The following is a 25,701-nucleotide window of genomic DNA, read 5'->3' as shown; positions in this document are numbered from 1 at the left end:
GCCGCGGGAGAAGGGCCCCGCGGCGCGGTTTGGGGACGTTTGCTAGGTCTCGCCGGAGCCTTCCGCCAGCGCGGCTTCCGTCAGGACGCCTTGACGGCGCCGGAGGCGCTGAAGCGCCGTCAACGTCACCCCTGCCATCAGGGACGCGTATCCCACCAGTGGCCACGCCGTGTCGCCGTCCAGCAGGACAATCACCAGGGTGCCGAGGACGCCGACGATGAGGCTCTGGATGCAGAAGTAGAGCGCGACCGCCGTTCCCGCCACATCGCCAAAGGTCTGGAGCGCGCCATTCGCGGTGACGGACACGGCGAACACGATGCCGGCCGAGATGAGCCACATCGGCGCGACGAACGTCCAGAATGACGGTGTCGCCAGGAGCTGTCCGGCCGTCAGGAGCCCCGCGCCGAGCAGCAACATGCCCATGCCTCGCGTGAGGCTTCCCGCCAGTCCCCAGCTCGCCACGAAGCGCTTCGCGAAGCGGGTCGTCAGCATCATCGCGAGCGCGGCGGTGGCGAAGGCCAGACTGAACCCGAGCTCGGAGAAGCCGGCCTGACCGATGAGCACCCGGGGCGCCGTGGAGAAGAACACGAAGAAGGAGCCCATGGCCGCGCTGAAGCCCAGGGTGTACGTCCAGAACGTGGCGCTGCGCAGGATGTGCCGGAGCGCGGGCCGCGGCTGGAGGCCCTGGGCCGGGCGCGTCTCACGCCACCGCGGCAGGGCTTGCAGCAGCGCCGCCGTCGCCAGGATGCCGAGCGTGATGAAGATGGCTCGCCATCCCAGGTGCTGCATGAGCAGCGCTCCCGCGATGGGGCCGAGCGCGGGGACGAAGGCCAGCATGGCGCTGAACAGGCTGTAGAGGGTCGCGCTCTCGGGGCGCTCCGCATAGACATCGCGGACCGTCGCGAACGTGGCGACGAGGGCCGCGGAGGCCCCCATGGCTTGGAGGAGCCGGAGGCCGACGAACAGCGCGGCATCCGAGGTTCCCGCGAGCAGGAAGGATGAGGCCGCGAACAGGAGGGCGCCTGTCAGCAGCACGGGGCGCCGGCCGATGCGGTCGGAGACCGGGCCGAACACCATCTGCCCGAGCCCGAGCACCGCCAGGTACAGGCTCAAGGTGAGCTGGACGATGGCGGGGGAGGTGTTGAGGATTCCGGGCATCGCCGGAACGACAGGCAGGTAGATGTCCATGGCCAGTGAGGCCAGGAGGTCGAAGGGCGCCATCAGCAACAGCGCTGCTGGCACGGAGTGATTCCACGACGGGGATTTGAAGTCAGGCACGATTGCATCCGCACAAATGAGGAACATCTGGCGGCGCTCTGCCTCTCCACGGGTACCGGGATGAGCTGGCGCAGAGGGCCGCGGCAACGATTGACGTGTCGCCGCGGCTCACTCATCTGCGGATTCGGTGCTTCCCATCTCGCGGACTCCCATGCGGCGCGTCCGCGCTCGAAGGTCGGGGCTGGGTGTAGCAATCACGACGGTGTCGGGCAAATGCCCGCCGTGGCCGGACAGGACGTCGACGCCGAGCCATTCTGACGAGAGGCGCCGCGTCTGGCTGCACCCGCTGCGTTGGTTCCGGTCGGTGCGGCACCCGGGGCAGCGCTGGTGGCTGCCTACGTCCCCGCGTCAGCTCCTGCCGCGGAGCCTGACGCCGCGGGCGGAGGCTGTGCCGCCCCTGTCGTCCCCGCATCCTGCGCCGGCGATTCCTCCATGCCGAGCCGCGCCGGCAACGCGCGCCGAATCTCCGCGGTCGCCATCAACACCACGGCCACGGCGATTCCCAGGAACCCCACCGTCTGCGCCACCGTCTCCACGCGAGGGGGAATCCGCCGGCCGCTCGCCGCCTCGACCAGGAGCAGCACCACGCGGCCACCATCCAGCCCAGGCACGGGCAGCAACGTCAACAGCGCCAGCACCACGGACGCGGCCACCAGGGTCCGCAGCAGGGCATCCGTCCCGGACGCCATCGCATCCGCGGACTCCTGCCGCACCATCGCTCCGGGGCTCGCCGCGTCCGCGCTCTCCAGGCCGTGCCGCATCATCCGGTTCAACAGCGCCACGCCTTCCGCGGCCACCTTGACGGTGTGCGTGAACGAATGGCTCAGCGCCTCGCCCGCGCTGTGCGCCTTGTAGACGTACTGCTGGCTCACCCCGATGCGGCCCGTGCCGCGCTCATCCCGCCGGGGCCGGACCACCACCGAGCGCGCATCACCGCCGCGCTCCACGCCCAGCTCCAGCGGGACGCCCGGCGCCGCGCCCACCTTCTCCACGAACTCCGACCAGCTCCGCAGCGGCTGCCCCGCGACCTTGACGATGCGGTCCCCCGGCAACAGCTGCGCCCGCGCCGCCTCCGAGCCCGGCTGCACCGTCCCCACCGTCAGCGGCACCACCACGTGCGTGCCCGACGTGTACAGCGCGAACAGGACGCCCAGCGCGAGCGCGTAGTTGGCCAGCGGCCCCGCCAGGATGATGAGGATGCGCAGCAGCGGCCCGCGCGCCGCGAAGCCCGCCGCTTCGTCCGCGTCCGCACGGTGTGGGTTCATCCCCTGCAGGTGCGCCGTGGCGCCCAGGGGCACCGCCGCCACCACGTACTGCGTCCCCCACAGCCGGAAGGACACCAGCGGGGGACCAAAACCGAACACGAAGCGGGGCACCCGCACACCGAGCAGCCGCGCGGCGACGAGGTGCCCCAACTCGTGGAGGGTCAGCAGGCCTCCCAGGGCGAGCAGGACGAGCGCGTAGTGCATCCTCCCGCGCCGCTCCTAGAGCTTCCGCCGCTGACCGGTCCGCTTGTACGTCACGTAGTCGGACAGGATGGTGTCGTGGTCGAAGCACAAGTCCTTCGGCAGCTCCTCCACGCGGAAGGCGCGGGCCTCGGCCGCGTCGTCGGCGCCCCGCGGTTCGCCCTCGGCCGAACCGATGTAGACGGTGGAGATGTTGTGCTGACGCGGATCCCTCCGGGGGTCCGAGTACGTGAAGAACTGCTCCGACAGCTTCACGTGAAGGCCCGTCTCTTCCAGGACCTCGCGCACGGCGGCGGCGTCGAGCGGCTCGCCCTCATCCACGAAGCCACCCGGCAGCGCCCAGCCGACAGGCGGATTCGCGCGCCGGATGAGGACGATGCGTTCACCGGGCAGCTCGATGATGCAGTCCACGGTGGGCTTGGGGTTGCGGTATTCGGGCATGACCCCCAGTCTACCTGCTGCCGTCACGCTCGCACTTCCTAGATGCGGGCCGTGGGGTATGGTGCGCGCCGTGTCGACTCCGAGACGCCATCGCCTCGTCCTCTCCGGCCTGCTCCTGGTGTGCCTGGCGGGCTGCCTGCCCCGCGTCCAGGAGCCGGGTGATTACGTCTTCGAGCCCGTCGAAGTGCTCCGCGACGACTGCGGGCTGCTGGAGACCAACCGCGGCCAGCTCTATGGCACCTTGCAGATCAGCGGGCGCGTCGTCCGCCTGGACTTCGGCTTCCTGGACAGCCACCTCGTGGGCTATTTCCTGGAGGACGGTGACCACTTCTCCATCGACGGGAGCGTGGTCAAGGCCGCCGCCGAGGTGAACGGCCAGGAGTGCCTGTTGGATCAGATCAACATCCACATCGACGGCACGACGCAGTGCGAAACGCAGTTCAATGGCGTGCTGCGGGTCCGCTACGACACGCGCCGCCCCGACGAATGCGTCTGCGAGATGTGGCTGCGCTACGAGGCCGTCAAGGAGTCGAAGCGCTGTGACACGGAGGGTTGAGACGCGCACCCTGGGTTCCTAGAACAGGGTGGCATTGTCCACGCTGGAGGAACGCATGGCGGATTCGAAGCATGAGATTCACTCGGTCCTGACGGAAGCACGCGTCTTTCCGCCGCCAGAGGCGTTCGCCCGGCGCGCGCACATCCGGAGCATGGCGCAGTACCAGCAGCTCTGGGATGAGGCCGCGAAGGACCCGGACACGTATTGGGGCGACCGCGCCCGCGAGGAGCTGTACTGGAAGGAGCCCTTCCAGACGGTGCTCGACTGGAAGCCGCCGCACGCGCGGTGGTTCGTCGAGGGCAAGACGAACCTGGCCTACAACTGTCTGGACCGGCACCTGGCCACCCGCAGGGACAAGCCCGCCATCCTCTTCGAGGGCGAGCCCGGCGACCGCCGCGCCCTCACGTACGGCGAGCTGTCCACCGAGGTGAACAAGCTTTCCAACGCGCTCAAGTCGTTGGGTGTCCGGAAGGGTGACCGGGTGGGCATCTACCTGCCCATGGTGCCCGAGGCCGCGGTGGCCATGCTGGCGTGCGCTCGCATCGGCGCGGTGCACTCGGTGGTGTTCGGAGGCTTCTCCGCGGAGGCGCTCCAGGAGCGCATGAATGACGCGGGCGCGAAGGTGCTGCTCACCGCGGACGGCGGCTGGCGCAAGGGCGCGGTGGTGCCGCTCCTGACGAACGTGGAGGCCGCGCTGCCGAACATGCCCACCATGGAGAAGGTGGTGGTGCTCCGCCGCACGGGCAGCACGCTGGCGCTGTCCGGGCCCAGGCTGGTGGCGTGGGACACGCTGGTCAGCGGACAGCCCGCGGAGTGTGAACCGGAGTGGGTGGAGAGCGAGCACCCGCTGTTCATCCTCTACACGTCGGGCTCCACCGGAAAGCCCAAGGGCGTGCTGCACACCACGGGCGGCTACGCGGTGAACACGTCGCTCACCATGCGCTGGGTGTTCGACCTGCGCGAAGACGACGTCTACTGGTGCACCGCCGACGTGGGCTGGGTGACGGGCCACTCCTACGTCGTCTACGGGCCGCTGATGAACGGCGTCACCACCGTCCTCTACGAGGGCGCGCCCACCCAGCCGGGGCCGGACCGCTTCTGGGACATCATCGCGCGGTACAAGGCCACCATCCTCTACACCGCGCCCACCGCCATCCGCGCCTTCATGCGCCTGGGCGAGGAGCCGGTGCGCAAGCATGACCTGTCCTCGCTGCGGCTGCTGGGCAGCGTGGGCGAGCCCATCAACCCCGAGGCGTGGATGTGGTACCGCGACGTCATCGGCGGGGGCCGCTGCCCCGTGGTGGACACGTGGTGGCAGACGGAGACGGGCGGCATCATGGTGTCGCCGCTCCCGGGCGCCACGCCGACGAAGCCTGGCTCGGCCACGCTGCCGCTGCCCGGCATCCACGCGGAGATCCTGGACCGCGAGGGCAACAAGGTGCCGCGAGGGCAGGGCGGGCTGCTCTTCATCACGCGCCCCTGGCCCTCCATGCTGCGCACCGTATACGGCGACCCGGACCGCTACGTGCGCACGTACTTCAACGAGCTGCCCGGCATGTACTTCACCGGTGACGGCGCCCGCACGGACGCGGACGGCTACCTCTGGTTGATGGGTCGCGTGGATGACGTGGTCAACGTCGCCGGCCACCGCCTGGGCACCGCCGAGGTGGAGAGCGCGCTGGTGGCGCATGCCACCGTCGCCGAGGCCGCCGTGGTGGGCCGTCCGGATGACTTGAAGGGCACCGCGCTGGTGGCCTTCGTCACCCTGAAGCAGGGCAACACGCCCTCCGACGCGCTGAAGAAGGCGCTGGCCGTCCACGTGGGCAAGGAGATTGGCGCCATCGCCCGGCCGGATGAAATCCGCTTCGCGGAGGCGCTGCCGAAGACGCGCTCGGGGAAGATCATGCGCCGGCTGCTGCGGGACGTGGCCGCGGGCAAGCAGGCCTCCGGGGACACCACGACCCTGGAAGACCTCAACGTCCTGGCCGCGCTGCGGCAGAACGACGACTGATGGACACTCGCTCGCACTTCAGGGCAGGGGGCGTCAAAAGCAGCCTCTGCCCTGGGGTGGAAAAGCGGGAATCGTCGTTTCTGACCCTGGAAATGCGTGACTGTCTTGTTGTTAAGCGCCGGTTTCAGCCTAAGCAGCACATCCGGTTGAATCGGAACAAACGAATACAGCGGAGCCGTCAGGGTAGGCTGGTTGACACTGGAAAGATGCAGAGGCATTAAATGCACGGCTCGCCCCCCACGAGCACCGCGCCTCTCGTTGACCGCGCGACCTTCCCCCCTGGACGTGCTTCATGGATTTCCGAGCTCAACTCGACTCGCCGCTCTTCACCCACTTCATCTCCCATTACGCGCAGCCGACAGGGCCTGACCTGCTGGGGCGGACGGAGCCCTTCTTCGAGTGGCAGGAGTCGCGGCGGCAGGCCGGGCTCTGGCCGTTCTCGCGAAGCCTGGAGGCGGCGCCGAAGGCGGAGTGTGGTGTCCGCAGCGAGGCGGGGACGGCGCGCCAGGGGCTGAACTTCGGTTCGCAGGACTACCTGTCGCTGTCCACGCACCCGGCGGTGGTGGAGGCCGCTCAGCGGGCCATCCAGGACTACGGGTTGCACAGCGCGGGCTCGGCGATGCTGGGGGGCAACACGGCGCCGTCGCTGATGCTGGAGAAGGCGCTCGCGGAGCACCTGCAGACGCCGCACGTGGCGCTGTTCTCCACCGGCTGGGGCGCGGGCTTCGGCGTCATCGCCGGGCTGGTGCGTCCGGATGACCATGTGGTGCTCGACGCGCTGTCGCACGCGTGCCTCCAGCAGGGCGCCGCCGCCGCGACGACGAACGTGAGCCGCGTGCCGCACCTCAACAACCGCGCCATGCGGCGCAAGCTCCAGGAGATTCGCGCCCGCGACACGCAGAACGCGGTGCTCGTCGTCACCGAGGGCCTGTTCTCCATGGACTCGGACGTGCCGCGGCTGGAGGAGCTCCAGTCCATCTGCCGTGAGTATGGCGCGGCGCTGCTGGTGGACGTGGCGCATGACCTGGGCGCGATGGGTCCCCGGGGCACGGGCAGCCTGGGCGTGCAGGGCCTGCTGGGGAAGGTGGACCTGGTGGTGGGCGCCTTCTCCAAGACGCTCGCGAGCAATGGCGGCTTCGTGGCCACGCGCTCGCCGGCGGTGCGCCAGTTCATCCGCATCATGGGCGGGCCCCACATCTTCTCCAACGCGCTGCTGCCCATGCAGGCGGCGGTGGTGCTGGAGTCGCTGCGCATCGTCCGCTCGGAAGAGGGCGACGCGCTGCGCGCGAAGGCGCGGGAGAACATCCTGGCGCTGCGCGGGGCCTTCCAGGCGCGGGGCGTGACGTGCCTGGGCGAGCCCTCCAACGTCGTCCCCGTGCAGGTGGGCGACGCGAAGGTGGCGCGCCTGGCCTCGAAGAAGGTGTTCGAGCGCGACATCTTCGCCAACCTGGTGGAGTACCCGGCCGTCCGCCTGCGCGAGACGCGCTTTCGGATGCAGGTGATGGCGTCCCACACGCTGGAGCAGGTCCAGCGGGCCGCCGACGGGGTGTGCGACGCCATCGACGAGGCCCGCGCGGAGCTGGAGGTCCGTCCGGTCGCGACGCGCGCGTCCCGCCGCGACGAGCGCCCGCAGGTGGAGCTGTAGCGCCCGCGAGCGCCCGCGTGGCGTGGGCGCTCAGGTGTCGTCGAGGCTGGTGGCGCGCAGGTGGGTGACGTCGCCCCACGTCACCAGCCGCCACGCGCCTTCGTGGTAGTCGAACTGATTCCACCCGGCGTTGAGCACGGAGAAGGTGCGCGGCGCCGCGTGCGGAATCCCCAGGCTGTGGCGGAACAGGAGGCTGAGCACGCCCCCGTGCGTCACCACGACCAGCCGCTCGCCCTGGTGGCGCGCGCCCAGCTCCTCCAGGCACTCCACCGCGTGGCGCAGCCGCTGGGACGTGCTCTCCCCGCCGGGGACGACGTAGTCCGGCGCGCCTCCGGCGTACGCGGCGAAGACGTCCGGGTGCTGCTGGCGTGCTTCGTCCCGGGTGAGGCCTTCCATGATGCCCAGGCCCCGCTCGCGCAGGCGCGTGTCTGACTGGACGGTGTGACCCGTGCGCGTGGCGATGCGCCGCGCCGTCTCCCGGGCCCGTCCCAGGTCGCTGCAATAGAGCGCCGAGAAGTGGACGGGTGCCAGGCGCGCGGCCAGGGCGTCCGCCTGACGCAGGCCCACCTGGCTCAGGGTGCTGTCCTGATGTCCCTGGAGGCGCCCCAGGGAGTTCCACTCCGTCTCTCCATGGCGGAGCAGGATGAACTCGGTCGTCATGGACTCAGCGCGTCCGCTCCAGGTGGGTGATGCCTTCTTCCAGCAGCGCGGCGACGCCCCGCCTCACCACGTGCACCACCTTGTGGCTGTAGGCCGGCCCACCGTGCGTGTAGTGGCCGCTGACCTTGTGGTGCAGCTCCGTGGCGCCCCACACCAGCACCAGGTCCGCCCAGTCCAGGTCGCTGCGGGCGCGGTCCGCCGTGCGGCGCTCCGTGCCGTCCACCATCCGCAAGTCAATCAGGTGGCCCAGCTTCTCCTCCAGCTCCTCGCGCACGGCCGGCGAGCCGCCCACCACCACCACGCGGCGCACGCCGTAGCGCTGGCAGGTCTCCACGAAGGCCACCTCCGCGCGGCGGTTGGCCGAGCCGCCGCAGCGCTCACAGTGCAGCCGCGGCTCGACGCGAATCGGCTCGCGCCCGCTGGCCTGCGCCACCTTGAGGCACGCGCCCTCCGCGCACACCGGGAAGAAGCGCCCCGTCAGCAGCTCCGCCGCCTTGAGCAGCTTGGGCTCGCTCATGCGCTGGCGGCCGGGGCGGGTGAGGCCCTCTTCCTCCAGCACCGCGCGGGTGCGGGCGCGGACCTCGGGCAGGGTGAGGCCTCGCGCGGCCATCCACTCGTCGATGTCCCGGTCGGCGCTCATGACTTCACCACCGACCGGGAAGGCGCCACGGGGAACAGCTCCGCCTGGAGGGCGGAAGGCGGCGAGCCGGTCGACAGGCCCAAGGCCTCGCGTACCGGCGCGAAGCTGCGCCGGTGGATGGGTAGCACGCCCTTCTCACGCAGCACCTGCAGGTGCTGCGGCGTGGGGTATCCCTTGTGCGCGGCGAGCCCGTAGCCCGGGTACTGGGCATCCAGCTCCGCCATCCATCGGTCGCGCGTCGTCTTCGCCAGGATGGAGGCCGCGGCGATGCTCAGCGACAGGGTGTCCCCTTTGATGATGCCCTTCTGCGGCACCGAGCACTCCGGCACCGTGCGCGCATCCACCAGCAGGTGGTCCGGCTTCACCGACAGCCCCTCCACCGCGCGGCGCATGGCCAGCAGGCCCGCGTGGTAGATGTTGATGCGGTCGATCTCCTCCACCTCCGCGCGGCCCACGGCCCACGCCACCGCGTCGCGCTTGATGGCCTCGGCGAGCGACTCGCGCTTCTCTGCGTCGAGAATCTTCTTCGAGTCATCCAGCCCCTTGAGCCGGAAGCCCTTGGGCAGCACGGCCGCGGCGGCGACCACCGGCCCCGCGAGCGGTGCCATGCCCGCCTCGTCCACGCCGGCGATGTGCGTGTGCCCCTGCTCCCACAGCTCCGTCTCGAAGCGGAGCAGCTTGCGCAGGCGCTGGCCCTCCGCGCGGTTCTTCTCCTGGCGCGAACGGATGCGCCGGGCGAGCGCCTGCGCTCCCGCGCGCGGGTCCGCGTCCAACGCCTCCAGCACGCCGGCGGGGACGGGATGGGCCTGGGTGACGAAGCGCGTGGTCAGCTCGGACAGCGCGCACTGAAGCAACTGTTCCACGGTGTCTGCGGACATGATGAGCGCCCGGACCTACCTGGAACGTGTGCTGACAGGACCCCATGCGCAGGGAACGCGCTCACCGCGGCAACACAGCCCCGTGGCCCCGTGCACGGAGGAAGCCGACTGGAGGGCCCCCCTGGAAGCAGGGTGGGCCAGACGCGGGGAAGGCTGACGGGCGTCACGCATGTCAGCAGCCGTACTCCATGGGGTGGGTGGAGCACAACCACCCTCGCGTTCATTCAGATGAATCCGTGAAGCCGAGGTTGTTTCAGCGTCGCGCGGGGGCGGGTCCTACGGATTGAGCTGGAGTTGGAGGGTGGCCGGCTCTGGCTGGCAGTTGCAGGCGTCACACACCCACTCCACCTGCTGGGCCCCGGACACCTTGGCGCCCGCGGTGGCCACCACCCGCACCGCGCTGGGCGCGAGCGATTCGTTGATGGCGGTGCTGACGCCCTCCCTGGTCGTCCGTCACGCCGGTGATGCTCACGTTGGAGCTCACATTGGTGCCGGTGACTGTCGCCCCGCGCACGCGCGCGCCCTCCGCGGACAGCACCTCCACCTTGAGCGACACCAGCTCCGCCTGGCAGTCGTCCACCGCGCGCCCCATGCGAGGCGCCTGGTCACATGCCGCGAAGAGACCGAAAACCATGAGCCACGAAAGCGAGCGTGCGCGAACCATGCCGTGAAGGGTGATGCTGGCGTGCGGGCGCGGCAACGTCTGTATCAGTCGGAAGTCGGAGCCACGCGTTCACTCGCGAAGCGTGCCGCTGCCGTGTCTGGGTAACGGTGGAGCACGTAGCGGTAGACTTCTTCCGCGCGCGGCGCGTCGTGCATCCGTTCGCCCAACACACGCGCCAGAAGTACCAACGCACGGGGCGCGGTGGGCGCATCGGGCGCCGTGTCCGCCGCGGCTTCCAACGCCGCTACCGCCAGTGGGAAATCTCCTTCCACGGCCGCGGCTTGTCCGACGAACAGGTGGTGCTCAGGGGACACACGCAGCCGCGGTTGCTGCCGCACGGCGGCATACAGCGACATCACGAGTGGAACATCGCGGGCGTTCACCGCGGCCGCCAGTGCCTCCAGGGCGTCGTCGCTGGAGGTCCCCGTCTCGGTGACGGTGGCCGCCGCTCCGGTGAAGGGGGGGGGCCCGGCTTCCCGCAGGGGCGGCGCCAGTCGGCTCGGTGGGACGTCGCCCAGCACGGGGCCCAGGTAGTCTTGCTCCAGGCCATACCCCAGCGCATCGCCCCGCGTGTACAGCAGCAGCCCCACCACGTGCGCGGCGGTGAAGGGGATGACCAGCGTGACGGCTTCGGCCAGCACGCGTGAGATGATGAAGAGGTCCAGCACGCGCAGCAGCAGCGCCACCCCGTGCGTCATGAGGTGGAGGACGCCCAGGCCCACCAGCGTCCCCGCGACCAGCGTGTAGTCCCGTCCCAGGCGGCGGACGATGCGAAGCGTTCCGGGCACATCGAACAGGGTCAGCAGTGGCTGGCGCGCGGCGGTGATGAGGAGCGCCGCGGGCAGCCAGAGGACGCCGAGCAGCAGCAGGCCCATCAGCACTGGATCCACAGTCAGCAGTCCGGGGGTGTCCAGGCTCCGAATCCACGCGCCGAGCGCCGAGCGCCCCTCTTGGAGGAGCGGGCGCAGCACCGTGACGTAGAGGAACGCGGGCATCCAGACGACGGCGAAGGTCACCACGCCGCGGAGGCCGGGGAGGACCGCGTCATGGAAGTAGTCGCGGTAGTCGGGCGAGCGCAGCGCCGTCTCGCCGCGGGCCGAGTCCCGCGCCAGCGTGAAGAAGGTGCCCCAGAAGACGCCTCCGTAGAGCGTCAGCGGGATGATGGCCGAGAAGGAGATGGCCAGCTCCACCAGCCACCGGAGCGCCGCCAGGAAGACGCTGACCGCCACCATGACCTGCACGCCGGACGGGGTGAAGACGTAGCGCCACGCGCCCTTGAGCCGCTGCGCCACGGACACCCGGCTGCGGGCGGTGAGCAGGGTCTGCGCCACGTCGCCGCAGCGCGCGCACGCCACCAACTCCACCGTCTGCGCCCGCCGGCCCACCACGCAGTCAGGGCAGAGCGCTTCGTCACACCGCTCGCAGCGCCATCCGGCCACGGCGGTCCGATGCCGCTGACAGCGGGGCAGGGGCGCATCCGGTGGAATGATGTTGGGCGATGAGGGGCTCATGGCCCCCAAGCCTACGACTGCCCCGGGGACTCTTCCCAGGGGGCGCCGAGCCACGCCTGATAGGCGGCCTTCTGGGCGTCGGTGGGGCGCTCCACGCGGGACAGCCACGCCGCCTCCGCGGGCTTCGTTCCCAGCACCACCGGGACTTCCACCAGCCGGTCGCGGCGGAACACCGTGAGCCGCACCGTCTCGCCGGGCCGCCGCTCCTCGCAGCGCGGCAGCAGGCTGGCGCCGTCCACCTTCCAGCCATCCAGCGCGACCAGGTCGTCCTCCACGTAGAGCCCCGCGTCCTGTGCGGGCGAGCCATCCATCACCACGGCGATGGTGCCGCTGCCCCGCGTGGTGACGCCCAGCCAGCCCTTGGGCTTGCCTTCTCCCGTTCGGCCTCGCGGCGGCGGCGTGCCTCCCTTGTCGCTGGCGGCCTCGCGCGGACGGAAGTTCAATTCCAGACCCACGTGGGAGAAGACGGAGTAGTCCAGCGGCTGCGTGGTGCGCAGCGCCCGGTCAAAGAAGGGCGTCAGGTCCACGCCGGCCACCTCACTGGCCGCGGCCTCCACGCCGTCCTCGGGGACACCGGAGCCGTCGCCGTGGCGTTGCCACAAGAGGCGCGCGACGTCATCCAGGCTCCGGGCGTCATGCGTGGCGCGGCGGAGCTCCAGGTCGAGCAGCGCGGAGACGACCTCGCCCTTGAGGTAGTAGGAGATGGCGCTGTTGGGCGAGTTCTCGTCCGGGCGGTAGTGCTTCACCCAGCTCACCAGCGACGCCTCCGTCAGCGTCTGCACGCGGCGCCCCGGCGTGGCATGCAGCGCGGTCAACGTTTCACCCAGGCGCGTGAGGTAGCGCTGCGCGGACATCAGCCCGGCGCGCCGCACGAAGAGGTTGTCGTAGTACGCCGTGGCGCCCTCGAAGGCCCACAGCAGGGACGTGTAGTTCTCCTTCGCGTAGTCGAAGGGCACCAGCGCGCGCGGCTTCACCCGCTTGATGAACCACAGGTGGAAGTACTCGTGCGCCACCAGGGTGAGCAGGTCCTCCCAGCCTCGGTTGGTGGAGAGGCCGACGCGAGGGAACAGCAGCGCGGTGCTGGCCTTGTGCTCCAGGCCGCCTCGGCCCCGGTCCGTCAGGTACAGCAGGATGAGGTAGCGCGGCATGGGCAGGCCGCCGAACACGCGGGCCTGGTGCTCGCAGATGCGCTTGAGGTCCGCGCACAGCCGCTCCGGGTCCTGCACCGTGTCGCCCCACACCACGACTTCGTGTGGCACGCCCTCCACGCTGAAGGTGAGCGGCGTGTGGGGACCGACCTCGAAGGGGCTGTCCACCAGCTCGTCGTAGTCCTGGGCGACGAAGGTGTTGGCGCGCTGGCCCAGCGCGCAGAAGGTCCGCCAGCCCGCGGGCGCGTCCACCGTGACGTGGTGCTCCAACCCGCGCGTGGCCTCCGTGTAGAGGAACGTGGCGGCGCCGTTGAAGTAGGCGTGCGAGCCGTCCAGGTGGTTGGTGCGCACCGTCAGCTCGTTGGCGTAGAGGCGGTAGCGCAGCGTGACGGCCACGCCCCCCGCATCCACCCGCCAGGTGCGCTTGTCCGCGCGCCGCACCGGCAGGAGCGTGCCGTCCGGCGCATGGGCCGTCACGTCCTGCACCTGCCGCGCGAACTCCCGCACCATGTAGCTGCCGGGCGTCCACACAGGCAGCACGGCGTCCAGCTCGCTGGCGCCTCCTGGGAAGGAGGCCTCCACCTCCAGCAGGTGCGTGTGCGGCCGAGGCATGGAGACGCGGTAGCGGACGGCAGGGTGCATGAGCAGGGTCTCCCTCCTCCGGCCGCAGGTTACTTCGCGCGGACGAGGACGGCGCCGAAGAATCCGTCAGTCCCATGGGTGTGGGGCGCCAGCCGGAGGAAGGGCCCGGGGCCGACCTTCTCGGCCAGCTCCGCGCCCAGCAGCTCCGCCACCGGCTTCACCGTGAAATCCGGGTGCTTGGCGAGGAAGTCCTCCACCACGTTCTCGTTCTCCTCCCGCAGCACGCTGCACGTGCCGTAGATGAGCCGGCCGCCGGGCTTCACCAGCGTGGCGAAGCGCGCCAGCAGGGCCTTCTGCCGGCCCACATGCATCTCCAAATCCTCGGGCGTGAGGCGGTAGCGCGCGTCCGGCTTGCGGCGCAAGGTGCCCGTGCCGCTGCAGGGCGCGTCCACCAGCACCCGGTCCGCCTTGCCCTTGAGGGGTTCCAGCGCGCCGTCGGCCTCCGGGCCCTCGTGGGGGATGAGCTGGGCGCGCACGTTGTGCACCCCCGCGCGGCGCGCGCGCTTCTTCAGGTCCTCCATGCGGCGCTCATCGATGTCCAGCGCGTGCAAGTCACCCCGGTTCTTCATCTGCGCGGCGAGCTGCAGCGTCTTGCCGCCGGCGCCCGCGCACGCATCCACCACGCGCGTGGGCGGCGCGTCCACCAGCATGCCGAGCAGCTGGCTGCCTTCGTCCTGCAGCTCCAGCAGCCCGTCGCGGAAGCTCTCCAGCGAGAAGGCGTTGATGCGCGTCTCCAGCACCAGGCCCATGGGCGACAGCGGCGTGGGTTTGACGTCCACCGTCTCCGCCTTCAGCCGCTGCGCCAGCGCGTCGCGGTCCCCCTTGAGGAGGTTGGCGCGGGCGACCAGCGGGGCGCGCTCGTTCATCGCCTCCGCGGCGCGCGCGGCATCCCGGCCGAACGTCTGGAGGAAGCGGTCGGCGAGGAAGTCCGGCAGCGACGCGGCGATGGGGAAGCGCTCGCGGGCGGGCAGGGCCTCCAGGGCGGCGGCGGCTTCGGGGAGGGCACTCAGGGCCTGGGCATCCGGGGGCGCCAGCGCGGACTGGCGAGCCACCAGACCTTGGGGCTCGCCGTAGAGGACGCGCGAGGCGGCCAGCCGGAGCACGTCCTGCCGCGACGTGTCCAGGCTGTCGAAGCGAGGGTGGGCGCGGGACAGCAGGAAGTCCACCGTCCGCTGGCGGCGCAGCAAGCCGTAGACGCGCTCGGCCACGGCGCGGCGCTCGTTGGAGTAGAGGTTGGCCTTGCGGCGCAGGGTGAAGTCCAGCGCGCGGTCCGCCATGCGGCCCTCGTGCCGGACCGAGGCGTAGGCCTCCAGGCAGGCCTGGAGGACCAGGTCTTCTCGCAGGGGCCGCTCGGGCCGCTCGGAGGGGGCGAGTTTCTTCCTGGACGGGGCGCCGGACTTCTTCGGGGCCGACCGCGAGTGCGGGCGGGACTTGCGTTGGGTGGCCATGACGGAATGCGGCTTTGCATCCCTCGGGCCGGGTTGACAAGCGCGGAAAGCAAATCCGCCCTGGCGGACGCCCGGCCCACCTCCAGGTGACGTCAGGAGGAGGGGAGCGGGCGACCAGGGCGGGGGAGGCCCTATTTGCGGCGCCGGCGAAGCAGCCCCGCGGCAAGCAGGGCCAGGGCCGCCGGGAGGAGGGTGGCGGTGGGCCCCGCGGCGCAGCCTCCGCTCGCGCTGCTCAGGCCGTCATCCGGGGGGCCGGGCGAGTCCGGAAGCCCCGGACGGGGGGCCGGTGAGCCCGGGTCTGTCGTGTCGGAGTCCGGCGTCTGGGGCTCCTCACCGGGCGTCTCTGTCGCCGCCACCTGGACCAGGGCGGTGGCCGTCTGCATCACCGAGCCCTGGGTGGCGGTGGCCGTCACCGTGTACTGCCCGGGAATGGCGAAGACGTGCTCGGCGACCGCTCCCTCGGCCGCGCCGCCGTCACCGAAATCCCAGGTCACCGTGGCGGCCTCGAAGGACGGCGTGGCCCGGAAGAAGGCGCGGTGGGGCACCACGCCTCGCTCACCCTCCACGAGGAGCGTCAGCGCCCCCTCGGGAAGCTGCTCCTGGGGCGGCAGCTCCTTCCGCAGCGTGAAGCGGTCCACGATGTCTCCGTTCACCCCGAGCAACTGCGCGGTGAGCGTGCCGTCGACCACCGTCACGTCGAGGAATCCATAGGCCTGGTTGTCTCGGATGACGCTCCAGTCCGGCTTGCTGCCGGGGAGCTTCCTCAGCGTCGCGCCGCCGCCGCCCACCACGAGGTAGGGGATGCCCGTTTCGCCGGATCCGGCGACGGCGTCACCCTTCATGGGCTTGCTCCGCTCGTAGTTGTGGTCGTGACCGGTGAGCACCAGGTCCACGCCGTACTTCTCCATGATGGGGCCGAAGTGACGGCGCATGGAGAGCTGCGAGCCGTGCTCGCCGCTGGACCAGGGTGGGTGGTGGAAGAAGACAATCTTCCATGGCTGCGTCGACCCCGCAAGGTCCCGCTCCAGCCACGCCTTCTGCGCATCCCGCGTGCAACGGTCCGCCGACGCCAGCCCCACGGCGCAGTTGGAGTCGAGCGCCACGAAGTGCACGTGGCCCCAGTCGAACGAGTAATAGCGCTCCGTGCCCTCGGGGTTGTTGGAGGGCAGGTAGAGGTTGTCCAGGTAGGGCTGCCCCTGGTTCGTCACGTACTCATGGTTGCCGATGGCCGCGAAGAACGGCACCCGGGCCAGCAGGGCCTCCATGGGCACGAAGAGGTTGTTCTGGATCTCCGCCTCGGTGCCATCGGCGTAGGCGTTGTCCCCCAGCGCGACGAACAGCTCCGCCTCCCGCTTGACCAGGGCCGCGGCGACCTTCCTCTGGTTCGAGCCGCCCGTGCCGAAGTCGCCCACCGTCACGAAGTGCACGCTGCGGGTCCCCGGCACCGGCGCGGTACGGAAGCGGGTGAGCGGCGTGCGCAGGCCACACGCCGACACCTCGTATGTGTACTCGGTGCCCGGCTCCAGTCCGGTCAGCACCACCGCATGTACCTTCCCAGCGTCCTGGGAGACGGCGGCCTGGTTGGTTGCTCCCTCGCCGTAGCGCACCTCCGCCTGGCAGTTGGCGGCGAGCCGGAAGGCAATCGTCGCCGTGTCCGGCCCCACCTTCTGCAGATACGGGTCCCGATACAGCGTCCCTGCACTCGCGGTGCTCGCCACCAGCATCAGCGCGGCCACCCAGGGGGCAAGGTGAAAGGGGGTCATCCGGTGCATGGGGCCTCCTCCCGAACAAGCTCGGGATGGAGGCGCAACCGTTCAACCGCTGACCTTCATCCTGCCCCCGCCCAGAGGAGGAGGCGGCGGGGCAGGGCCCCGTGTGTCCGCCTCCTCCCCGGTCAGGCGTCAAGGCTTGATGTCGTAGGACGCCAGGTCCTCGGTGCGTTCGCCTTCCTCACGCACCTTTCCGATGCCCGGGACGAGCCAGTAGAGGCGCGTCTTGTCCTGCTTCACCTCGCCGTTGTTGTTGACCTTGTCGCGCTGAATCTTGACGGCGTTGGTGAAGGTTCCCGCCCGCGTCGTCACCGTCACGCCGGATTCGAGCACCTTCCAGATGTACGTCGGGTCCTTCTGGTCCTTCGAGCCGTCGCCCATGGTGATGTACTCGAGCACGTCGCTCTTGTACGTCCAGGGCAGGGCGTCCGGGACTCGCGCCACGGACTTCACCGTGGCCGGAGACCAGGTGGTGGAGCGGACCTGCTGGCCGTCGCGGTAGTCGTCCTCGCGCAGGCGCACGACGAGCCCGTTGGTGAGCTCCACCTGCCACGAGTACTCCTCATAGAGGGTGCCGTTGAGCACGCGGTCCTGGCGGCTGTGCACCTGGACGGCGTTGATGCCCGCCTGGCCGGGGACCTCGCCAGGGCCCACCACCGTCACCTGCTTCTGGAAGTTGCCCTCGACGGGGTCCTGGATGTCATAGGTCCAGGTGCTGCCCGCGGTCAGCGGCCACAGCGACTGCGACCCGGTGGGCTCCTCTCCGTTGCCCTGTCCACCCGGTCCTCCCGGCACCACCGGCTCTCCCGGCAGTCCTCCGCCGGGCGTCGGGCCCTGCGAATCTCCCGCGGGCAGGCTGTTGCCGCCACACGCCACCAACCATCCCGCCGCGAACACGGCCACCCAGCTGCGCCTCATACCCGCTCCTCCCGTGTGCTCCTCGGATTCACCGCCGTCCACCGCAAGCCCCGCAGGGCCGCCCCCTCCGTGCGGCCCAGCGCCGCGGCGAGGGAGCCCGGCTCGGGCTCCTCGACTTCCAGCTCCAGCCGTCGCCCGTCGAAGTCGAGCGCGCAGCTCTTCACCATGACGTTCCGCTCACCCAGGACCCGGCGCAGCGTGGCCTCCGCGCCCACCAGGTCATCCGACTGCGCCGACAGCACCAGCCGCTGCTTCGCCGTGGCGGGGGGCGCCTCCTCGCGGTTGAAGCAGTCCAGCACGAAGAGCAGGGCCATCACGAACAGCATCCCGACGGAGGCCAGCCCCAGGCTGCCGTGGCCGCACGCCATGCCCAGGCCAATCATCAGGAAGAGGATGGCCGCGTCACGCGGGTCCTTCAGCCCCGAGCGGAACCGCACGAAGCCGCCCAGGCCCACCAGCCCGAAGGCCTTCGCCAGGCTGTCGCCGATGACGGCGGTGATGACCGCCGCCGCGGCGCACAGCAGCACCTGCGCCTGAATCATGTCCGCCTTGGGCAGCGCCCGCTTCATGAGCAGGCGCCAGGGCCTCAGCGACAGCAGGGTGCCAATGAGCGCCGCGGCCAGCATCCGCGGCAGAATCGCGGTGACGGACAGCGCGCTGAACTCCGCTTTCGCGCCTTCGAACAGGGCTGAGAATGGTGCGTCCATGTTGGTGACCTAGGCCTCCACCCGGGAAGAGGTGTCCACGCGGGGCGTGCGCGCGGGCTGCTGAGAGAGCGTCCGTGCGGTGGCGGCCACGGCGTAGGCGTTGCGCAGCACCGGCAGCCGGTCTGGATGCTCCGCCAGCACGCGCTCGACGAGCGCCTGCGCGTGAGGCCCCAGGGGCAGTCCCTTCAAGGAGGACAGCGCGGTGGTGGGCCACCGGCCCAGGTGGTCCACACGCAGCTTCCAGGCCCGCGAGGCAGCCATGCCGTCCACCGAATCCAGCGCCTCCTTCGTCTGCGGCGCGCCGCGCTCGCGCAGCGCCCAGGCCTCCTCGGTGTCCAGGCCCGTCAGCGAGCGGAGCACCAACTTCAGCGCCTTGCCCGCCAGGGACTCCCGCAGGCCCCGGGCCACCGGCGTGTCCAGGCCCTGGGTGCTGCGCAGCACCGCCAGCCGGTCATGCGGCAGCAGGACTTCGCGCAGCGCATCCGCCCGCGCCCCCGGAACACAGGTGAGGCTGCGCGCCACCTCCGCGAACAGCTTGCGCTGCATGCCCGCCTCGCGCACCACCCAGGACTCCTCGCAGTCCTGGCCCGCGAGCCCCGCGAGCACGTCCGCCAGCCGCCCGTCCCGCATGGCGCGCTCACGCAGGGCCCACGCCGGGGCCGAGCCGTCCTGCTTGAGGCTGGCCAGCACCTCCGTCGGGGCCCGCGCGTACAGCCGCTGACGGAGCATGGCCGCGCGCGAGTCCGTGCGGCCCGTGAGGCTGAAGGCCACCTCCGCGGGCGCCAGGTCCGACAGCAACTCGCGCAGGTCCATGGCCGGCACGTCAGCCAGGCCCACCATGCCGCGCGCGGTGAGGCCCGGGAAGCGCTCCGCGAAGGCCAGGCGCTGCTGGTGCGCTGCCAGGCCCGGGATTCCGCTCAACATCCACACCGCGAGCGCCGGTTCGCGCTGCTCCACGGTGTCCAGCGTCTGGAAGAAGCGCTCCTCCAGGTTCTGGAGCGTGGTGGGGCTGGCATGGCGCGGCCGGGCCGGCGCCGGGACGATGCGCTGCACCTGCTGCTCGCGCCCCTCCAGCCGGGCGACGACGGCGTCCACCAGCCGCTGCTCCAGCACACGCAGGGGGACTTCGTTGTTCTCCAGGATGAGCCACCGCTGCGGGTCCTTGCGCGCCATCTCCAGGAAGGACTCGCGCACGCGCACCGCCAGGCCCGCGCCCACCAGCCCCTTCCGGCTGTCCCCGTCACTGGCGCGCTTGCTCTGGATCTTGCCCAGGCGCTTGCGCAGCCGGGCGAGGTCTGGATCCACGTCCACCAGGATGACCAGGTCCGGCCACAGCCCCTGCGAGGCCAGCTCGCACGCGGGCCGCAGCTCGTCCATGGGCAGCCCGCGGCCTCCGCCGCTGAGCGCCAGTTGTGAGTACAGGTAGCGGTCGGTGATGCACACCTCGCCCCGGGACAGCGCGGGCGCCACCACTTCATCCAACTGCTGGGCGTCCCGCGCCAGGTTGAGGAAGAACTCCGTGCGTGGAGACATCTCCAGCAGCCGGGAGTCTCGCGTCAGCTCCCGGATGCGCCGCGCCGCGGGCGCCTGCAACTCGCCGCCCTCCCGCGCATGCGCCACCCGGTAGCCCAGCCGCTTCAGCTTCGCGGCCAGCAGGTTGGAGAGCGTCGTCTTGCCGCTTCCGTCAATTCCCTCGAAGTCGATGAACACTGTGCCCTATCCCCCTGCGACGCCATCCGAGGCGAAAGCGTGGACCTTTGCCATTCCCTCTGCGAACTTGCTGTAGGCCGGCGCTCCGCCCGGATTGAGCGACGCCAGCCACTCGGGCAGCTCCTGCCCGAGGTGCTTCACCTCCACCACCACTCGCGGCTCCACCCACTGTGCGGGCTCCAGCCGCTCCACCGACAACGCAAGCTGGGACAGCGCCTGCTCCGGCGCAATCCGGTGGTAGCGAATGTCCCGATCCACCGTCACCCGCCACGCCCGCGACGACTGGTACACGTGGCGCGTGTACGTCACCGCCAGCACCGGGCCGAGGCTGCCTCCGGCGATGAGCGGCAGCAGGCTGGCCCCGCCGCGAAGGACGCGGCCCAGGTCCGAGCGCGGCACCCAGACGCGGCGCTTCTGCGTGAGGCCGCGGCGCTCCCGTTTCACCTCCAGCACCACGCGCGCCTCGCCGTCCGCGCCCAGGTCCGGTGCGTACTCCTTCGTCCGGACCTTGAGACAGTCGTCTGGCGTGAGCAGGGCCCGCGCCGCCAGCGGGCCACCGGGCCGGTCGAAGTAGACGGACACGATGCGCGTGGGAGGCGGCAGGTGCCCCTCCAGCTCCAGCGACAGGCGCGTGCCCAGGGCCGAGGCCATCTTCTCCTCCAGCACCAGCTTGAATTCCCGCCGGAGCTTGGTGACTTCACCTTCCGCGAACGACAGCATCGTTTGGGTCTCCGTGCTCAGAAGCGTGCGCCGAGTTCGATGGAGTGCTGCAGCCCCGGGAATTCATCGCCGGGGCGCAGCGCGCGCTCCGTCTGGAACTGGGCCCGGAAGCGAGTGCCGAGCAGCACGTTGAAGCCGCCCACCAGCGAATGTCCGTCCCCCCGCACCGTGTCGCCGCGAAGCTGCAGGGCCTCCACGCCCGCGACGGGCTGGATGGCCCATTCGTCGCCCACGTGGATGAGGTACTGGGCCAGCAGCATCTGCGCCGTGAAGGGCCCCAGGGGCAGCCGCCCGGAGATGGCCTCGCCGGTGAAGACGAAGCCCGCAAGCTTCAGCTCCGCGTCCGCGGCCACCGCGTGCTTGCGCGCCAGGTCCATGGCTTCGGAGACGTAGGTGCTGACGCCCACGGTGAGCGGCTTGAAGTTGAAGGGCCGCAGGCTCACGCGCGCGGCGGCGTCCTCCTTCAGCCGCACCCCCGCCTCGTCGATGGCCCCCTGGAAGAAGCCCGCGGAGATTTTGAGCCCCCAGACCTGCTTCAGCCGGACCTCGCCCATCAGCCCCATGCGACGGCCGCCCATCTGATGGGTCTCCGTGATGTACTCCTCCACCAGTCCGCGGGCCTGGATGGGCAGGTCCCACGACGACTCCAGCGAGCGCTGAAGGAAGGGCGTCTTGAACTGGCCGCCGTAGAGGCGGAAGCGCTTGCGGTCATCCGCCAGACGCACGAAGGCGTCCTTGAGCATCTGCGAGTCCGCCAGGTCCGCCGTCACTTCGGCTTCCAGGTTGGCCAGCGACGTGCGCACGCCCACGCGTGCGTCCGCGATGGAGAGGTTGCGCTGGTACTGGGTGCGCCCGTCGGCGCGGGCCCGAGCGGACACGCGTCCGATGACGCGGATGGCCTGCGCCCCGCCCTTGGCCTTGTCGTCAATCGCGTCCGGATTCTCGCCCAGCGAGTCGTCCTGCGGCTGACCGGGCCGCTGCTTTGGCTTGCGCTGGTTCGCGTCCTGCTCGGCCTTCGCCCCGTCAGCCGCTCCAGGGAGCGGCTTCACGGAGGGCGGCTGCGCGCCGGGAGACGTCCTCGACGGCGGCGGCAGGGCCTGGGCCATGGCGCCCTCGAGCTGCGCCTGCGTGGCGCCGTCCTCCTCCGGCAGCAACAGCTCCGGAGGCTCCACACCGTCCACCACGCCACCTGAGAGCGGATCATCCTTCACGGTCGCGGCAGCTGCTTCCGCCCGCGGGCCAGGTGTCTTGGCGACAGCCCACGCTGGCATGCCCATCAAGATTGCGACGAGCAGGTTCCGCCTCGTCCGCTCATTCACCCGCCACCCGCCCATGTCCACGCCTCCCCGACCGCCACCGGAGCGCGTCCACTGCAACACGGGTGCCCGTTCGATGAGCGGACGCGGAGGGCTGGGTGGGGTCCGGTTCCGGACGAAAAGCAGGCCTGACGGTGTAGAAAACCCGTGACCAGGCCGTCACGTTGCCGTGACAGGGAACGAAAGTTCCCAATGTCGCGGCAGGCGACCCTGTACGAATGCCCGTCGGTTGGAAGGAGTTACTGGCTGGACGGAGGATCGGCCGGCGGGGTGGGGGGGCTGCCCGCTTCCGGCGTGGAGGGCGCCGCCGGTGGAGGCGGAGTCACCGTTGCCACAGGGGTGGCGCCGGACGACTTCACGCGCCGCAGGACGTTGCGCAGGCCCAGGGCCAGCGCCGTGCCAGCACCCACCAGAACCAATCCCCAGCCCATGCCGCGGGGGAGGGGCGAGCGGGCCACGGAGAAGCGCGCGGTGATCACCTTGAGGTGGGTGCCGCGGTATCGCACCTCCAAATCCCACGGCCCGGGCTCGTCCGGGGTGAACTGGGTGTGCCAGTTGACCCCGTCCCGCGTCAGCGTCTTCGTCTGCTGGGACGGCGACCCGGTGGGGTGGAAGGTGACGGTGAGGGGGCCATCGAATTCGGGGCCCTCGAAGTTGCCTACATGCAACGACACGGAGATGGGCTCACCCTCCGTTGGCATGGCTGGGTGGATGGTCCCCTGGAGCCGCTCCTCCGCGTCGGACCAGCGGAGTTCCAGGACGTCCCCCCGGCGTTCGACGCGAATCTGATCGTTCGCGGGAGCCGCAACCGTGGTAGTTGCAATGAGGAGGCTGGCGAGCAGTACCCACCCGGATTTGAATCCGGGGTGCCTTTGCCTCCGAAGTGGCTGTCCTCTAAGATGCGCTGCCCTGCTGCATTCCACCTGAGCCTGCTCCCCGCCGGCAATGTCCCGGGATGAACCCTCAATCATTCGGGAAATATCAGCTTCTTAAGAAGCTCGCCACGGGCGGCATGGCCGAAGTCTGGCTGGCGCGCCAGACGGGCATTGAGGGGTTCCACAAGAACCTCGTGGTGAAGCGCATCCTCCCGCACCTCGCGGAGGACCGTGAGTTCGTGGAGATGTTCCGGAACGAGGCGCTGATTGCCGCGCGCTTCAATCATCCGAACATCGCCCAGGTCTACGAGTTCGGCGAGGCCAACGGCACCTACTACATCGCCATGGAGTTCATCCACGGCGAGGACCTGGGCCGGGTGATGCGCAAGGCCGCCAGCACGGGCCAGTGGGTGGCCCGGCCGCTGGCCATCCGCATCGTCGCCGCCGCTTGCGAGGGCCTGTTCTACGCCCACAGCCGCACGGATGACGCGGGCCGGCCCCTGCGCGTGGTGCACCGCGACATCTCGCCGCAGAACATCCTGATCAGCTTCGACGGCTCGGTGAAGCTGGTGGACTTCGGCATCGCCAAGGCGGCGGATCAGGCGTCGCTCACGAAGTCGGGCGCCATCAAGGGCAAGTTCGCGTACATGGCGCCGGAGCAGGCCGCCGGCAAGCCGCTGGACGGCCGCGCGGACATCTTCGCCATCGGCCTGGTGCTCTACGAACTGCTCACGGGCGTGCGTCCGTTGAAGCGCGACTCGGAGCTGGCCACGCTGCAGGCCGCCATGGAGTGCGCCATCGCCGCGCCTTCACAGGTGGCGGACGTGCCGGAGGAGATGGACCCGGTGGTGATGCGGGCCATCGCGAAGAACTCGGACGACCGCTACCGGGACGCGCGCCAGTTCCAGATGGCGCTGGAGGAGATTCTCGTCGGGCAGCGCTGGGTGGCCGGCTCGGTGCAGATCTCCGAGCTGATGGAGACGCTCTTCGCCGACCGTCTGGCCGAGGAGAAGGCCCAGGGGCAGGTCGTTCCCGTGGGCGAGGACTCCGCGAACTCCGGCACGCCCATGCCGCCCACGCCGCCGCCGCAGGAGCGTGGCCGCAGCCGCACCTCCGCCGCCGCGGACATGAACTGGGAGGCGCCTCCGGGCGAGGCCTCGGTTCGCGAGCGTCAGCGTGGCGCGTCTTCCCGGACGTCCATGGGGCCCCGTCGCACCTCGGCCGCGGCGCCCGCGGTGGAGCCCGACGAGCAGGGGGAGTGGGAGGCGCCGTCTGGCGTCGATGAGGCCCCTCCGCCGCGCCGGAGCAGGACGTCCGCGGAGCTGCGCCGTCCGTCCAACCCCAACTCCACGCAGATTGCGCGGACGAGCTCCCGTTCGGACCTGAGCCGGACCGGCGTGGGCGAGCCGCCCCCGCCTCGTCGCTCCGCCACGCGCGCCGCGCCCATCGTGGATGATCCAGGGCCGCCGCCTCCGTCCCGCTCGCGCGCGAGCATGGCGGCGGTCGACGAGCGCACCCGGATGGAGGACGAGGAGCTGGACGACGAGCGGACCATGCTCCCTCCGCCGGAGCCCGCGCCGCCGCCCCCTCGCCGCCGGACAGGGATGCAGTCCGGAATCCACCCCTCCGAGGCCCAGCCGCGCCGCCGCACGTCGAGCCGCGCGGAGATGCCGTCGGCCCCGCCGCGTTCGAGGACGTCGAGCGTGGCCCTGGCGCGTTCGCGCGCCGAGGACGCCGAGGTGGACCGGGCGCTGGAGAAGTCCGCGCGGAGCGCTCGCGCGGGTGTGGCCAGGCGCAACATCGCCACGGTCGGGTTCATCGTGGGGCTGGTGGCCGTGGGGTTGGTGTTCCACAAGCCCATCCTCGCGGTGCTCAACAGTCGCGCCTCAGACGGGCAGTCGGTGACGCTGTCGGTCAACACCAACGAGAAGGTGAAGGTCTCGGTGCGCCACACCGAGCGCTGCGGCAGCCAGCAGCCGGTGACGGAGCTGGGGGAGACGCCCCTCGTCAATGCGGCGGGCGCCCATCTCCAGGACACGCTCATCCTGGTGAATGAGCAGCAGGGCATCTACAAGGAGGAGGTCGACACGCTCGCCTTCGGTGAGCCCGGTCAGGCCAAGTCCTTCACCTACGAGTTCCGCCGGGGCCAGCTCCAGCTGACGCTGAAGCCGGACGGTCTGCGCGGCATCTCCGTGAAGCGCAATGGCCAGGACCTGGGGCCCTATCTGGGCAACAAGGGCATGAAGCTCGACCTCATGGAGGGCCGCCACAAGCTGGAGCTGCAGGGCGGGCCGCTGAAGGAGCCCTTCATGTTCGAGGTCGACATCAAGCCCGGCCTCATCAACAAGCAGACCGAAGACTTGTCCGCCTTCGTGGGCTAGCGGCGTGCCGCCCCGTCAGTAGCGGGGCAGGCGGGGGTCCACCTGCCGGGAGTACAAGTCAATGCCGCCTCGCAGCGACACCGCGTCGATGCCCAGCGACATCAGGTAGGCCGCGCCGTCCAGGCTGCGCACGCCATGGTGGCAGTAGACGACCACGGGCCGGCCGCGCAAGGGCTTCAGCTCCTCCGCGCGTTCCTCCAACTCCGGCAGGGGAATCAGCAGCGAGTCCGGCAGGGCCACCCAGGCATTCTCCGAAGCAAAGCGCACGTCGAGCAGGGCGGGGCGGGACTCCGCGGGGCCGGCGAGCAGCTCGGCGA

22 protein-coding genes are annotated in these 25,701 nt (G+C 70.6%); 4 read left to right on the top strand and 18 right to left on the bottom strand.

What is annotated here, in order from left to right:
• Positions 1-42: 42 nt before the first annotated feature.
• The 3 genes from cml to HV824_RS17230 form a co-directional block, all read right to left on the bottom strand.
• Positions 43-1,278 (bottom strand): CmlA/FloR family chloramphenicol efflux MFS transporter, encoded by a 1,236-nt coding sequence (gene cml, locus HV824_RS17240; RefSeq protein WP_176423782.1) that lies wholly within the window; start codon positions 1,276-1,278, stop codon positions 43-45.
• 335 nt (positions 1,279-1,613) lie between these two features.
• Positions 1,614-2,747, bottom strand: a complete 1,134-nt coding sequence (locus HV824_RS17235; RefSeq protein WP_176415277.1) for an RIP metalloprotease — start codon at positions 2,745-2,747, stop codon at positions 1,614-1,616.
• 15 nt (positions 2,748-2,762) lie between these two features.
• Complete coding sequence (locus tag HV824_RS17230) at positions 2,763-3,185, bottom strand: NUDIX hydrolase (RefSeq protein WP_176415278.1); 423 nt, start codon at positions 3,183-3,185, stop codon at positions 2,763-2,765.
• Between the two features lie 61 nt (positions 3,186-3,246).
• On the opposite strand from HV824_RS17230, the gene HV824_RS17225 reads away from it, so the two are divergent.
• The 3 genes from HV824_RS17225 to HV824_RS17215 all read left to right on the top strand — a co-directional run bounded on the left by HV824_RS17225 (position 3,247) and on the right by HV824_RS17215 (position 7,397).
• A complete protein-coding gene (locus HV824_RS17225; protein ID WP_176415400.1) occupies positions 3,247-3,741 on the top strand; it encodes a hypothetical protein in 495 nt (164 codons plus the stop codon).
• A gap of 55 nt (positions 3,742-3,796) precedes the next feature.
• Positions 3,797-5,752, top strand: coding sequence for an acetate--CoA ligase (gene acs, locus HV824_RS17220; protein WP_176423781.1), 1,956 nt, complete (start codon positions 3,797-3,799; stop codon positions 5,750-5,752).
• A 292-nt stretch (positions 5,753-6,044) separates the two neighbouring features.
• Entirely contained in the window at positions 6,045-7,397 is a 1,353-nt protein-coding gene (locus HV824_RS17215) for an aminotransferase class I/II-fold pyridoxal phosphate-dependent enzyme (protein WP_176423780.1), read from the top strand.
• A gap of 30 nt (positions 7,398-7,427) precedes the next feature.
• Here HV824_RS17215 and HV824_RS17210 read toward each other — a convergent pair whose 3' ends face one another.
• From HV824_RS17210 to HV824_RS17145, 14 genes are all read right to left on the bottom strand, one after another.
• A complete protein-coding gene (locus HV824_RS17210; RefSeq protein ID WP_176415281.1) occupies positions 7,428-8,057 on the bottom strand; it encodes a histidine phosphatase family protein in 630 nt (209 codons plus the stop codon).
• A gap of 4 nt (positions 8,058-8,061) precedes the next feature.
• A complete protein-coding gene (locus tag HV824_RS17205; protein ID WP_176415282.1) occupies positions 8,062-8,697 on the bottom strand; it encodes a hypothetical protein in 636 nt (211 codons plus the stop codon).
• Complete coding sequence (locus HV824_RS17200; RefSeq protein WP_176423779.1) at positions 8,694-9,575, bottom strand: ribonuclease HII; 882 nt, start codon at positions 9,573-9,575, stop codon at positions 8,694-8,696. Before HV824_RS17200 ends, HV824_RS17205 begins: the two co-directional genes overlap by 4 nt.
• Before the next feature lie 331 nt (positions 9,576-9,906).
• On the bottom strand, positions 9,907-10,167 hold the full coding sequence (locus HV824_RS37410; protein ID WP_255208107.1) for a hypothetical protein: 261 nt from the start codon (positions 10,165-10,167) through the stop codon (positions 9,907-9,909).
• 116 nt (positions 10,168-10,283) lie between these two features.
• Entirely contained in the window at positions 10,284-11,750 is a 1,467-nt protein-coding gene (locus HV824_RS17190; protein WP_176423778.1) for a B-box zinc finger protein, read from the bottom strand.
• Between the two features lie 11 nt (positions 11,751-11,761).
• Complete coding sequence (locus HV824_RS17185; protein WP_176423777.1) at positions 11,762-13,540, bottom strand: M61 family metallopeptidase; 1,779 nt, start codon at positions 13,538-13,540, stop codon at positions 11,762-11,764.
• Between the two features lie 29 nt (positions 13,541-13,569).
• Positions 13,570-14,988 carry an RsmB/NOP family class I SAM-dependent RNA methyltransferase gene (locus HV824_RS17180; protein ID WP_176415287.1) on the bottom strand — a complete coding sequence of 473 codons (1,419 nt, stop codon included), beginning with the start codon at positions 14,986-14,988 and terminating at the stop codon, positions 13,570-13,572.
• 131 nt (positions 14,989-15,119) lie between these two features.
• Positions 15,120-16,760: a metallophosphoesterase gene (locus tag HV824_RS17175; RefSeq protein WP_176423776.1), complete on the bottom strand. Its 1,641-nt coding sequence runs from the start codon at positions 16,758-16,760 to the stop codon at positions 15,120-15,122.
• A 129-nt stretch (positions 16,761-16,889) separates the two neighbouring features.
• The gene (locus tag HV824_RS17170; protein ID WP_176415289.1) at positions 16,890-17,675 is read right to left on the bottom strand and encodes a hypothetical protein; all 786 of its coding nucleotides are present in this window, start codon (positions 17,673-17,675) and stop codon (positions 16,890-16,892) included.
• The gene (locus HV824_RS17165; protein ID WP_176415290.1) at positions 17,672-18,382 is read right to left on the bottom strand and encodes a DUF4956 domain-containing protein; all 711 of its coding nucleotides are present in this window, start codon (positions 18,380-18,382) and stop codon (positions 17,672-17,674) included. Before HV824_RS17165 ends, HV824_RS17170 begins: the two co-directional genes overlap by 4 nt.
• A gap of 9 nt (positions 18,383-18,391) precedes the next feature.
• A complete protein-coding gene (gene tmk, locus HV824_RS17160) occupies positions 18,392-20,092 on the bottom strand; it encodes a dTMP kinase (RefSeq protein WP_176423775.1) in 1,701 nt (566 codons plus the stop codon).
• Between the two features lie 6 nt (positions 20,093-20,098).
• Positions 20,099-20,812 carry a VTC domain-containing protein gene (locus tag HV824_RS17155; RefSeq protein ID WP_176423774.1) on the bottom strand — a complete coding sequence of 238 codons (714 nt, stop codon included), beginning with the start codon at positions 20,810-20,812 and terminating at the stop codon, positions 20,099-20,101.
• Between the two features lie 17 nt (positions 20,813-20,829).
• Positions 20,830-22,191: a hypothetical protein gene (locus tag HV824_RS17150; RefSeq protein ID WP_176423773.1), complete on the bottom strand. Its 1,362-nt coding sequence runs from the start codon at positions 22,189-22,191 to the stop codon at positions 20,830-20,832.
• 176 nt (positions 22,192-22,367) lie between these two features.
• The gene (locus HV824_RS17145) at positions 22,368-22,829 is read right to left on the bottom strand and encodes a hypothetical protein (protein WP_176423772.1); all 462 of its coding nucleotides are present in this window, start codon (positions 22,827-22,829) and stop codon (positions 22,368-22,370) included.
• Between the two features lie 254 nt (positions 22,830-23,083).
• On the opposite strand from HV824_RS17145, the gene HV824_RS17140 reads away from it, so the two are divergent.
• Complete coding sequence (locus HV824_RS17140; RefSeq protein WP_176415295.1) at positions 23,084-25,384, top strand: serine/threonine-protein kinase; 2,301 nt, start codon at positions 23,084-23,086, stop codon at positions 25,382-25,384.
• A gap of 15 nt (positions 25,385-25,399) precedes the next feature.
• On the opposite strand, the gene HV824_RS17135 is transcribed toward HV824_RS17140, so the two are convergent.
• On the bottom strand, positions 25,400-25,701 hold a 302-nt coding region (locus HV824_RS17135), incomplete at its 5' end, for a rhodanese-like domain-containing protein (RefSeq protein WP_255208105.1).

Source organism: Myxococcus sp. AM009, from assembly GCF_013372605.1.
Classification (GTDB): Bacteria; Myxococcota; Myxococcia; order Myxococcales; family Myxococcaceae; genus Myxococcus; species Myxococcus vastator.
Note: the sequence above shows the minus strand (reverse complement) of the source record. Positions and strands in the feature narration are given on the sequence as shown.